Origin of the sequence: Mesorhizobium sp. M7A.F.Ca.MR.362.00.0.0 (genome assembly GCF_004023175.1) — a bacterium.
In the GTDB taxonomy this organism is placed as follows: domain Bacteria; phylum Pseudomonadota; class Alphaproteobacteria; order Rhizobiales; family Rhizobiaceae; genus Mesorhizobium.
In genome coordinates this window covers 12758-23250 of record NZ_RZTF01000029.1, presented here as the reverse complement: position 1 = coordinate 23250, position 10493 = coordinate 12758, and the positions used below count along the sequence as shown (strand labels likewise).

General features: G+C 63.3%; 12 protein-coding genes and 1 pseudogene. 8 read left to right on the top strand and 5 right to left on the bottom strand.

The window, feature by feature from the left end:
* The 3 genes from pcaG to pobA all read left to right on the top strand — a co-directional run.
* Positions 1-292: protocatechuate 3,4-dioxygenase subunit alpha (gene pcaG, locus EOC06_RS41830; protein WP_245469370.1), on the top strand; the 292-nt coding region annotated here is incomplete at its 5' end.
* A 19-nt stretch (positions 293-311) separates the two neighbouring features.
* Positions 312-1364, top strand: coding sequence for a 3-carboxy-cis,cis-muconate cycloisomerase (locus tag EOC06_RS06675; protein WP_128307388.1), 1053 nt, complete (start codon positions 312-314; stop codon positions 1362-1364).
* Complete coding sequence (gene pobA, locus EOC06_RS06670; RefSeq protein ID WP_128307387.1) at positions 1364-2536, top strand: 4-hydroxybenzoate 3-monooxygenase; 1173 nt, start codon at positions 1364-1366, stop codon at positions 2534-2536. Before EOC06_RS06675 ends, pobA begins: the two co-directional genes overlap by 1 nt.
* Before the next feature lie 10 nt (positions 2537-2546).
* Here pobA and EOC06_RS06665 read toward each other — a convergent pair whose 3' ends face one another.
* Entirely contained in the window at positions 2547-3017 is a 471-nt protein-coding gene (locus tag EOC06_RS06665) for an NUDIX domain-containing protein (RefSeq protein ID WP_127266578.1), read from the bottom strand.
* A 173-nt stretch (positions 3018-3190) separates the two neighbouring features.
* Between EOC06_RS06665 and EOC06_RS06660 the strand changes: the two genes are divergently transcribed.
* Positions 3191-3724 (top strand): sterol desaturase family protein, encoded by a 534-nt coding sequence (locus tag EOC06_RS06660; RefSeq protein WP_128307386.1) that lies wholly within the window; start codon positions 3191-3193, stop codon positions 3722-3724.
* 21 nt (positions 3725-3745) lie between these two features.
* On the opposite strand, the gene rsgA is transcribed toward EOC06_RS06660, so the two are convergent.
* The gene (rsgA, locus tag EOC06_RS06655) at positions 3746-4756 is read right to left on the bottom strand and encodes a ribosome small subunit-dependent GTPase A (protein ID WP_164898490.1); all 1011 of its coding nucleotides are present in this window, start codon (positions 4754-4756) and stop codon (positions 3746-3748) included.
* A 95-nt stretch (positions 4757-4851) separates the two neighbouring features.
* Between rsgA and EOC06_RS40030 the strand changes: the two genes are divergently transcribed.
* A complete protein-coding gene (locus EOC06_RS40030; protein WP_164898489.1) occupies positions 4852-5022 on the top strand; it encodes a hypothetical protein in 171 nt (56 codons plus the stop codon).
* A 147-nt stretch (positions 5023-5169) separates the two neighbouring features.
* Positions 5170-6204 (top strand): LacI family DNA-binding transcriptional regulator, encoded by a 1035-nt coding sequence (locus EOC06_RS06650; protein ID WP_128307384.1) that lies wholly within the window; start codon positions 5170-5172, stop codon positions 6202-6204.
* Here EOC06_RS06650 and EOC06_RS06645 read toward each other — a convergent pair.
* From EOC06_RS06645 to EOC06_RS06635, 3 genes are all read right to left on the bottom strand, one after another.
* The gene (locus EOC06_RS06645; protein WP_128307383.1) at positions 6192-7151 is read right to left on the bottom strand and encodes an alpha/beta hydrolase; all 960 of its coding nucleotides are present in this window, start codon (positions 7149-7151) and stop codon (positions 6192-6194) included. The two genes, EOC06_RS06650 and EOC06_RS06645, sit on opposite strands and share 13 nt — an antisense overlap.
* Positions 7152-7161: 10 nt before the next feature.
* Positions 7162-8310: a Gfo/Idh/MocA family protein gene (locus EOC06_RS06640; RefSeq protein WP_128307382.1), complete on the bottom strand. Its 1149-nt coding sequence runs from the start codon at positions 8308-8310 to the stop codon at positions 7162-7164.
* Between the two features lie 260 nt (positions 8311-8570).
* Positions 8571-9332 carry a DeoR/GlpR family DNA-binding transcription regulator gene (locus EOC06_RS06635; RefSeq protein WP_127319228.1) on the bottom strand — a complete coding sequence of 254 codons (762 nt, stop codon included), beginning with the start codon at positions 9330-9332 and terminating at the stop codon, positions 8571-8573.
* Positions 9333-9494: 162 nt separating this feature from the next.
* Here EOC06_RS06635 and EOC06_RS06630 point away from each other — a divergent pair, with 162 nt between their 5' ends.
* Positions 9495-10295, top strand: a complete 801-nt coding sequence (locus EOC06_RS06630) for a class I fructose-bisphosphate aldolase (RefSeq protein WP_127266571.1) — start codon at positions 9495-9497, stop codon at positions 10293-10295.
* A 3-nt stretch (positions 10296-10298) separates the two neighbouring features.
* Positions 10299-10493: pseudogene (locus tag EOC06_RS41825) on the top strand (permease); the annotation flags it as partial.

Here is a 10493-nt window from a genome sequence, read left to right as displayed (position 1 = left end):
GACAGGCCTGTGTGCGTTCGAGACGATCAAGCCTGGCCGCGTCCCGTTCAACGATGGTCGCCTGATGGCGCCGCATATCACGCTCTGGATCGTCGCCCGCGGCATCAATCTCGGCCTGCACACAAGACTGTATTTTTCCGATGAGGAAAAGGCCAATGCTGAAGATCCGATCCTTGCGCGGGTCGAGCACCGCCTTCGCGTGCCGACGCTGATCGCCGAGCGCCAAGGCGATATGTATGTCTTCGACGTCCATCTCCAGGGGGAGAAGGAAACGGTCTTCTTCGATAGCTGATGCTCAGGAGGCCTGTGACATGACTGTATCGCCTTTCGACCATCCGCTGCTCTCCGCTCTTCTCGGCGACGAAGAAGCGGCGAGGCATTTTTCCGTCGAGGCGGAAATCGAGGCCATGTTGGCCTTTGAACAGGCGCTGTCGCAAGCGGAGGCCGATAACGGGATAATCTCCAAAGATGCCGAGGCAGCTATCGTGGCGGCGCTTGGCACGATCCGGCCGAACACGGCTCTGCTGCGAGCCGGGGTCGCCAAAGACGGCGTCATGGTGCCGGAGTTGGTGCGCCAGATCAGGGCGGCGGTCGGCGAACCGCATGGCCAGAAAGTGCATTTCGGCGCGACCAGTCAGGACGTCGTCGACACGGGCCTGATGCTTCGGCTGAAACCCGTCGTCGAGCATCTCGATCTGCTGTTGACCGAAACCGTCATGCGCCTCGCCTCGCTCGAAGAGCGTTTTGGCGGCAGGGCGCTGACCGGCATGACGCGTATGCAGAAGGCGATTCAGATCAAAGTGCAGGATCGTGTGGCAGCGTGGCAGGGGCCGCTGCAACGGCATCAGGAAAGGCTGCCGGAACAGTCGAGACGCTTGCTGGTGGTGCAGTTCGGCGGTGCCGCCGGCACACTGGAAAAACTAGGCGACAAAGGAAAGGCAGTGCGCGCAGCCCTGGCCGTCAGGCTTGGTCTTGGCGACGCACCGCAATGGCAGAACCAGCGCGACGCGCTCGCTGATTTTGCCGGTTGGTTATCGCTGCTGACCGGCAGCCTCGGCAAATTCGGCCAGGACATCGCTCTGATGGCGCAAGATGGAACCGAGATCAAACTTTCCGGCGGTGGCGGCTCGTCTACCATGCCTCACAAGCAGAACCCGGTGAAGGCCGAAGCGCTGGTGGCGCTTGCCCGTTTCAACGCCACGCAGCTTGCCGGCCTGCATCACGCGCTCGTGCATGAGCAGGAGCGGTCGGGTGCTGCCTGGACCCTGGAGTGGCTATTGCTGCCGCAAATGGTCGTCGCAACGGCCGCGTCGCTGCGCCTTGCCGCCGAACTGGCCGCACAGGTCGAAAGTCTCGGCCACTGATGCGCACGCAAATCGTCGTCATCGGGTCCGGGCCGTCCGGGTTGCTGCTTGGGCAATTGCTGGCCGGCATCGGCGTCGAGACGGTCATTCTGGAACGTGCGAGCCGCGAGCACGTGCTTGGCCGCGTGCGGGCAGGGGTGCTCGAACAGGGCACCGTCGAATTGCTGGAACAGGCCGGCGCGGCGGCAAGGCTGCATGCCGAAGGGCTGCCGCATTCCGGCATCTCGCTTGCCTTCGACGGACGCTTGCATCGCATCGACCTCGAGGCGCTGACCGGCGGCAGGCATGTCACCGTCTATGGCCAGACCGAGGTGACGCATGATTTGATGGACAAGCGCGACGCGGCAGGGCTGACCACGATCTACGAGGCGGCAAATGTCGCTCTGCACGATTTCGACGGCACCGCGCCTTTCGCCACCTATGACAAGGATGGCGTCACGCATCGCATCGACTGCGACTTCGTTGCCGGCTGCGACGGTTATCATGGCGTCAGCCGCAAATCGGTGCCCGAGCGTACCCTAAAAATCTTCGAGCGGCAGTATCCGTTCGGCTGGCTCGGCGTGCTGGCCGAGGTGCCGCCAGCCGACCGCGAACTGGTCTACGCCAATCACGAGCGGGGTTTTGCGCTGTGCTCGATGCGCTCGACGCATCGCAGCCGCTACTATGTGCAGTGCCCGCAGGACGATCGCGTGGAGGCGTGGTCGGATGAGCGCTTCTGGGACGAGTTGCGCCGCCGCTTGCCGGAGCAGACGGCGGCAAATGTCGTCACCGGCCCATCCTTCGAGAAATCGATCGCGCCGCTGCGCTCCTTCGTTGCCGAGCCAATGCGCTTCGGCAGGATGTTCCTGGTTGGCGACGCCGCCCATATCGTACCGCCGACCGGGGCGAAAGGGCTCAACCTCGCCGCCAGCGACGTGCGCTATCTCTTCGCAGGTTTGCGCGACTTCTACGTCGAGAAGTCACATGATGGCATCGATGCCTATTCCGGCAAGGCGCTGGCACGGGTCTGGAAGGCGGTGCGCTTTTCCTGGTGGATGACGACGATGCTGCACCGTTTTCCCGACACCGGCGATTTCGGCCAACGCATCCAGGAGGCCGAACTCGACTACCTCATGCACTCGCGCGCCGCATCGACCGCGCTCGCCGAGAACTATGTCGGCCTACCTTATTGAGGGCTGCGGATCATCCCGCGCCTTGCTGCCTGGCAAGATCCAAAAGCATCGGGCGCTGCCCCTTGAGGATTTTCACCTCGGCCTCGGGCAAGGTGAACCAGCCCGCTCTGTCGACCTCCGGGAACTCCTTCAGGGATCCCGACCTTGGCGGCCATTCCATGGTGAAGCTGTTGCTCTTGATGGAGGTCACATCGATGTCGATGGTCGCCTCGACGGACCAGGCCGAGACGATCTTGCCGCCCGGTTGCCTGTAGTCGCCGAGACGAGTGAAGTATCCATCGACCTTGACGCCAAGCTCTTCCTCGGTCTCGCGTTGCGCTGCCGTCAACTCATCCTCGTCCTCGCCGACGAGGCCCTTCGGTATCGACCAGGCACCATCGTCCTTCTTCGCCCAGAAGGGTCCGCCCGGGTGAACCAGCAACACCCTGAGATCGTCGTCGCTGCGGCGATAGATCAGCAATCCCGCACTGCGTTTTGCCATTTTTGTATGTCCGTTTGCGAAGCTGGCAGCCTGCCGATGGTCCTTGAATCGTTGACGCGAACCTTGCACCAGGGGATTGCGACGCTATGTCAGGCGCGGCTGCATTGCACCTCACCCGCGAGTCCGGCAATCTGATACCATCGCCTATTTGGCGGCTCGAAGGCTAGGTGACGATGCAACTCGGTCTTATTGGCTACTACAGCGACTTCGTCGTGTATCCGCTGGTAATCGCCGTGCTGGCAGTGGCTGGGCTGCTCGAGGCCGGCGAAGAGGGTGCGCCGGGCTGGATAGGCACGGTCCTCGCCTGTCTCGGCTTCTGGACGCTGATCGAGTATGTGCTGCACAGGTTCGTTCTTCACCACATTCCCTACATCAAGGACCTGCACGACCGTCACCATGTCGAGGAGCGCAGTTCGGTGGGCACGCCGACCTGGCTCAGCCTCGGGGTGCATGCGCTGGTCGCGTTCCTGCCGGTATGGATGATCTCGGATTTAGCAACCGCGAGCGCGGTAAGCTGCGGGTTGATGCTGGGGTACCTCTGGTACATCAGCATCCACCACATGATCCATCACTGGCATCCCGCGCATCCGAGCTATCTCTACACGCTCAAGCGTCGCCACGCGGTCCATCACCACATCGACGAAGCGGCCAATTTCGGTGTGACGTCGGCGTTCTGGGATCGCGTTTTCGGGACGGCGCGGCTCTGAAGCCAGTTCAGCCTCGGCCGTTCAACGCCTCTTGCCGCGACCGCCGGGAGACTTGGCTCCGCGGGGTCCGCTCTGAGCCGGCGTGTTGTTCTGGTTTTCGTCGGACAGTTTTCGCCAGCGGGCAAGGCGCTCCGGATCGAGCGTTCCGGCCTTCAAGGCAGCCTGCACAGCGCAGCCCGGCTCATGCACATGCGTGCAGTCGCGGAACTTGCACAGTGGCGCGAGTTCGGTGATTTCGGCAAACAGCGTGTCGATGCCGGAGGCGACGTCACTGACCTGCAAAGTCCGCATGCCCGGCGTATCGATCACCCAGCCGCCGCCGGCAATGGCGTGCAACGATCGCGACGTGGTGGTGTGGCGTCCCTTGGCATCGTGCTCGCGAATGCCTCCGGTCTGCTGCGGCGATTGCTGCCCCGATCCGGCCAGCGTGTTGACCAGCGTCGATTTGCCGACGCCGGAGGAGCCGATCAGCGCCACCGTCTGGCCGACACCGCACCAGGCAGCCAGGATGGTTGCCGCATCCGATGTCCGGGGGTTCAGCGTCACGACCGGCAATCCACGCTGCAACGCGGCAGCCTGCCTTGCATATGTCTCGGCGTCTTCAGCGGTATCGGCCTTGGTCAGCAGGATCACAGGCGTCGTTCCGGCCTCATTGGCGAGCGCCAGATAACGCTCGAGCCGGGCGGGATTGAAGTCGGCATTGCACGAGGTGACAATGAACAGCGTGTCGACATTGGCCGCGGCAAGCTGCGGCACCCTGCCGCCCTGGGTGCGGCGCTCCAGCACCGTCTTGCGGACCAGGCGGCGCTGCACAAGGTGTTCATGCCCATCGACCAGTACCCAGTCGCCGACCGCATAGTCACCGGTGTTCGCCTGCGCCGGCAGTGTCAGATCGACCGGCCCTGCCTGGGACAGGCCGGTCAGGCGATCGCGGTGGACGGTGGCGATCCGCGTCGGGACAAGATCGGCGTCGCCGGGTTCGAGCTGGTCGCCAAAAAAATCCGTCCAGCCCAGGCCGGCAAGCGATGGCATGGAGTGGTCCGTCACGGCTTTGACCACGGCGTCGCGGACATCGGACAGTATCCCTGGCAGGTGGCGAACGGGCGAGGTGATTGCCCAAGCCGTGTATGGGCGGCATGGCGGCATTTGGCAAGCAGGCCGGAGCCGAGAGCGAGCGGCAAGCTTCTGCAGCCTATCCCTCGAGCGTCGAACTGACGATCAAGTCGACGAAACAGCGCTATCCGAAAGCGTTTGGCGGGAAAAAACGGCGGCGAGCCGCCTCAGTTTTGAAACATTAACGAATAATTTGACGCATGCAATATTTCTGGGTTCTATTGGTAACTGTGAAAATTGACTGAATAAGTTCCATCCAGGATTGTCGCATCCGGTCAACGGCCGCATGACTGGGGGCGGGCCGATCATGGCAGGGGATCAGGAATATATCGATGGCGGAGAAGACGCACCGCACGATGGATGACTTCGCCCAGGCATGCGGCGTGTCCCGGCCGACGCTGTCCAAATATTTCGACGATCCGGCGAGCGTGAAGCCGGCGACGCGGGCGCGCATCGAAGCCGCCCTGCGCTCCTCGGACTATCAGCCCAACCTTTTCGCCCGAAATCTCAACCGCAAGCGCACCCGCAACATCGGCATCGTCGTGCCGACGATCACCGATCCGTTCTACGCCGAGATGGTCAGCCGCATCGAATTTCGCTGCCGCGACGAAGGCTACTGGCCGATCGTCATCTCCTCGCATGGTTCGCCGAAGCTGGAGGCGGAGTCGGTCAGGACGCTGCTGTCCCTGAAGGTCGCCGGCGCGATCATCGCCCCACTGGGTCTGGCTTCCGACCGCGGCGTCTTCGACAAGCTCGGGCAGGATATTCCGATCGTCTATTTCGACACCTATATCGAGGGCGATACGCCGTTCGTCGGCAACGACAACCGGCAGAGCGTCTCGACCATCGTCGACTATCTCTGCCGTTCGGGTGAGCCGCCGGTCTATCTCGACATCCCACACGTCAACCACAACTCCGGCGAACGCCAGGAAAGCTACATCGTCGCGATGGAGACCGCCGGGTTCAAGCCGGTCGTCATCGAAGGCACCCGCGATTACACCTGGGACTTCGAACGCATCGGCTACGAGCAGACGGAAAAAATGCTGGAGGCCGGCTCCTTGCCCGGCCGCACCATCCTGTGCGCCAATGATCGTCTCGCCTTTGGCGTGATGGCGGCTGCGTACTCGCGCGGCCTGAAGGTCGGCCGCAGGCCCGATTGCGATCTGCGGGTTGCAGCACACGACGATCATCCGCTGAGCCGCTACACCTGCCCGGCGCTGACCACCATGGCGCAGGATTTCGCCGCCATGGCCGGCCGCAGCGTCGAGATACTGCTGGCTCTGCTGGACGAGGCCGATCCGCCGAAGCAAGGCCTGGCCCGCACTGTCAAGCTCGGCGCCACCCTGGTGATGCGTCAGTCGGCCTGATCGTCAGCGACCTTCTCGAAGTGGCGCCAGGCAGCCACCGCCTCGGCCACCGCTTGCCGGGCAGCGGGGATATGGCGTCCCATTGAGACGAAGCCATGGATCTGGCCCGGCCACTGCCGGAGGATCACCGGCACGCCCGCGGCTTGCAGGCGCGCCGCATAGGCTGCCCCTTCGTCGGCGAGGATGTCGCAGCCGGCAAGCGCCACAAAAGCCGGCGCCGAGCCGGCGAGGGCAGGCGCCAGCAAGGGCGAGACGCGCCAGTCCGTGATATCGTCGGGCGTTCGCACATAGTGGTCGCGGAACCATGCCATGGTGGTTGCGGTGAGCCCGAAGCCGTCGCCGAAACGCTGGTAGCTATTCGATGCCTGCCGCGCGTCGGTGTTGGGATAGATCAGGAGTTGCGCCGCAAGCGGAGGCGCAAGCCCATCGCGGGCAAGCAGCGCCAGCACCGTGGCGAGATTGCCGCCGGCGCTGTCGCCGGCAACGCCGATGCGTCTGATGTCGATGCCGAGACCGGCGGCATTCTCCGCCATGAAGTGCAGTGTTGCCAGGCAATCCTCGATCCCGGCGGGAAATTTGTGCTCTGGCGCCAGGCGATAATCGGGACAGACAATGACGGCGCCGCCGAGATTGGCCATCAGGCGGCAGATCTCGTCATGCGAATCGAGGTTGCCGATGACCCAGCCGCCGCCATGCAGGTAGAGCAGCGCCGGTGCCCCGCTTTGCGGTGCGCCGATGCCGCGATGGATGCGGAGCGCTATAGGCCCATTCGTCCCGTCGATCTGCCGTTCCTGGGTCGCAGCGACCGGCTCGTGCTCACCCTGTAACGTCGGGAACGAGGCGTTGTAGGCAGTTCGCGCCGCCGCCACGCTGCCGGTCTCGAATGGCTCGCCGCCGGCTGCACGACCAATTTCGAGGACGCGCAGCGCATCCGGATCGAGCGTCATGGTCATGTCCTCAGGCCAGCAGGCTGCTCGCCTCTTCCTCGGTCAGCAGGGCCGGCTGCACGACATCGCCCGCGATGGCGACTGATCCCTGTGTTTCACCGGAGCGCAGGATAGCCTCCATGATCTCCAGTACATGCAGCGCGAGGCTGCCGGAGGCCCGTGGGGTGTTGCCGGTTTGAAGCGAGCGCACCAGATCGGCGACGCCGAGCATGCGGTAATTGGCGCGATCGGGTGCCGCATAAGGCCAGTTGCGGGCGCCGTAGAGTTCGCCCTCGCTGGCGAAATCCTGCCAGTCGGTGCCGCGCTCCGACAGCGACACCGTGCCGCCGAACGTGTCGGGGTCGGGCAGGCGCAGCGAGCCCTCCGTGCCGTGCAGTTCGATCGGGTGGTTGGAGTGGCGAAAGACATCCCACGAGGCGCCGAAGGTGACGGTCGCGCCGGAGCGGAATTCAAGCAGCGACAAAACGTTGGTTGGCGTGCCGACCTTGAATGTCGTGTTCTTGAATGGCCCATCGGCTGATATCAGCCTTTCTTCCTGGCCGCGTGTCGCCATTGCCATGACGCGCTCGACCGGGCCGAGCAGATTGACCAGCATGGTCAGATAGTACGGACCCATATCGAACACGGGGCCACCGCCTGGCTGGTAGTAGAATTGCGGGTTGGGGTGCCAGTGCTCCATGCCGCGGCCCATCATGAAGGCGGTGCCGGTGACCGGGCGGCCGATGGCGCCGTCATCCATCAACCGGCGCGCACGGCGCCCGGCAGCACCGAGGAACGTGTCGGGCGCCGAGCCGAGCAGCAGGCCGCGCGACCGCGCCTCGTTGACCAGGCGTTGTCCGTCGGCGGCCGAGGTGGCGAGCGGCTTTTCGGTGAAGACGTGCTTGCCGGCCGAAAGCGCGGCAAACGAAATGTCGAAATGCGCCGCCGGAATGGTCAGGTTGAGGACAAGATCGATCTCCGGGTCGGCCAGCAGCGCATCGACGCCGAGTGCCTGGATGCCATATTCCTTCGCCCGCACCGCCGCCATGTCGGCCGAAATATCGGCACAGGCGCGCAATTCGATCCCGCCAAAAAGCCCGGCGTTGCGCAGGTAAGTCATCGAGATGTTGCCGCATCCGATGACGCCGATCCCGAGTTTGGTCTTTGATGTCCCGTGCATTTTCGATCCTGCCTCCCAATGCGCTCATGGCCTGCCGGGATCCGCCCAGCCGCTAGGCGGATCGCATTCGCAAAAGGCTATACAACATTTTAAATATTGACGCGCGTAAAATTTTTATACAACATGCGAAAATGCTGGTGCGATATCGGGAGGCTGCCAGTCCTGGGAGGAGAAAATGACCGAAAGAACGGCCGTCGATGCGGATCCCGTGGCTCATGCGCGCATCGGATATTTCCGCCGCGGCCAAGACCGCGACGGGGTCAGGCATAGATCACCTTGGCCCCGGTCCTATCAAGCTGGCTGCGTATCGGGTCGGACAGGCCATCGTCGGTGATCACGACATCGACGCTCGACAGCGAAAAGGCCTTGGACGTTCCGCTGACGCCCCATTTGCTCGAATCCGCAAGGAGGACAACGCGCCGGGCCATGCGCACGAGGTTTCGCTTCGTTCGCGCCATGTCTTCGTTCACGTCGACCACATCCAGTGACGAGTCAATCGCATGCGCTCCAACAAAGACCTGATGCGCTACCAAGCCGCCGAGAGCCGTGTCGGCATCGGTGATCAGTGTGCTCACCGTGTCTGGATAGACCCGGCCGCCGATCATGTGAACGTCGAGCCCGGGCCGATGCATCAGATGCTGCACGATATTCATCGCCGTGGCCGCGACCACGACATTGCTGAGCGGCGGTAACAGCATGGCAACCTGCATCAATGTCGAGCCGCCGTCGAAGATGACCGATTGGTTGTCCTCGAACAGTTCTACCGCTGCCCGGGCGATGCGTTTCTTTGCATCGAGGTTGGTTTGCATCCGCCGGGCGAACGCGGCCGTGGTCGAATCCGTGGTCCGGGTCACCGCGCCTCCGCGGGTCTTGGTCAGCAGTCCCTTACGGTCCAGTATCTCGAGGTCGGAGCGCACCGTGACTTCCGATACGCCAAAATCGTCTGACAGGTCCTTGATGCGGACCTGTCCGCTACGTTGCACTTCACCCAGGATCGATTGGCGTCTCTGCTCTGACAACATTGCCCTGTCCTTGCCTCCATCCGCCAAGCAATCACCCTGGCCTCGGTTCACTCTACCAAAAATATGCGAATTCAAAAGCTTTCGAAAGATTGCATTTGTCTTTTCTTTCGCAAACACTGGGTGCAGGATTTTGAAATCAATCGATTGGAGAATTTTGGACTCATGAGCCTCGGAACCAAGGTGCGCCTGGCGCGCCTCTTCTCACATCCATCGGGGAATCTTTTTGGCGGCGCGGTCGACCACTTTGTCGGCTATGGCGACGTGCGCAAAGGAGGTCTTGCCGATCTGCCGGGCGCCCTTGCACGCGTCATGGTAGGCAAACCCGACTACGTCAGCATCCAGCCCGGCACCGCGCGCCATCTGTGGCCGCAATACGCGGGCAAGGCTTGCCTGGTGATCCAGGCCGGCTGCTTCACCCCGGACGATCGCATCAGTGAACTGATTGCAACGCCCGAGGATGCGGTGCGCGCTGGCGCCGATGCGTTGGCCGTGGCCATTCCGGTGCGCGGCGCGACCGAGGGCAAATACATACGCTGGCTGACCGATTCGGTGAACGCGGCGGCCCGTTACGGCATGCCGGTGGTGGCGCATATCTACCCTCGCGATTTCACCGACGGGGCAAAAATCGTCTTCACCCCCGACGAGATCGCCTATGCGGCACGCATCGGCTACGAGTCCGGCGTCGATGTGATCAAGATCGGTTACACGGGCGATTTCGAGTCGTTCCGAGAGACTATTCGGACCTGCCCAGTGCCGGTTGTGATCGCCGGCGGTCCGAAGACCGACACGCTGCTCGGCGCCCTTCAGCAGACGGCGGACGCCATCCGTGCCGGCGCGCGCGGTGCCGTGGTGGGCCGCAATCTCTGGGGGCACGGCGATCCGGAAAAGGCAGCGATCGCCTTTCGGGGCGTCATCCATGACGGCCTTTCGGCGCAAGACGCCCTGGCGAAGGCGGGTGCCTGAACCATGCCCGCCGTCCCATCAATCCTCGGCTTCGGAGCTATTGCGATCGACGACATCGTCTATGTCGATCAGCCGTTGTCGGCGGGCAAGGGGAAGGTTCTGCAAAGTGCCCGAGCTTTCGGGGGAAATGTCGCGACGGCACTTGCCGCCGTCGCGCGGCTCGGCGGAAGCGCCGGGTTCGTCGGATGGCTGGGCAGT

Coding starts and splice junctions, on each gene's coding strand:
- EOC06_RS06675 (WP_128307388.1), top strand. CDS start 312: ATGACTGTATCGCCTTTCGACCATCCGCTGCTCTCCGCTCTTCTCGGC.
- pobA (WP_128307387.1), top strand. CDS start 1,364: ATGCGCACGCAAATCGTCGTCATCGGGTCCGGGCCGTCCGGGTTGCTG.
- EOC06_RS06665 (WP_127266578.1), bottom strand. CDS start 3,017: ATGGCAAAACGCAGTGCGGGATTGCTGATCTATCGCCGCAGCGACGAC.
- EOC06_RS06660 (WP_128307386.1), top strand. CDS start 3,191: ATGCAACTCGGTCTTATTGGCTACTACAGCGACTTCGTCGTGTATCCG.
- rsgA (WP_164898490.1), bottom strand. CDS start 4,756: ATGCCATCGCTTGCCGGCCTGGGCTGGACGGATTTTTTTGGCGACCAG.
- EOC06_RS40030 (WP_164898489.1), top strand. CDS start 4,852: ATGGGCGGCATGGCGGCATTTGGCAAGCAGGCCGGAGCCGAGAGCGAG.
- EOC06_RS06650 (WP_128307384.1), top strand. CDS start 5,170: ATGGCGGAGAAGACGCACCGCACGATGGATGACTTCGCCCAGGCATGC.
- EOC06_RS06645 (WP_128307383.1), bottom strand. CDS start 7,151: ATGACGCTCGATCCGGATGCGCTGCGCGTCCTCGAAATTGGTCGTGCA.
- EOC06_RS06640 (WP_128307382.1), bottom strand. CDS start 8,310: ATGCACGGGACATCAAAGACCAAACTCGGGATCGGCGTCATCGGATGC.
- EOC06_RS06635 (WP_127319228.1), bottom strand. CDS start 9,332: ATGTTGTCAGAGCAGAGACGCCAATCGATCCTGGGTGAAGTGCAACGT.
- EOC06_RS06630 (WP_127266571.1), top strand. CDS start 9,495: ATGAGCCTCGGAACCAAGGTGCGCCTGGCGCGCCTCTTCTCACATCCA.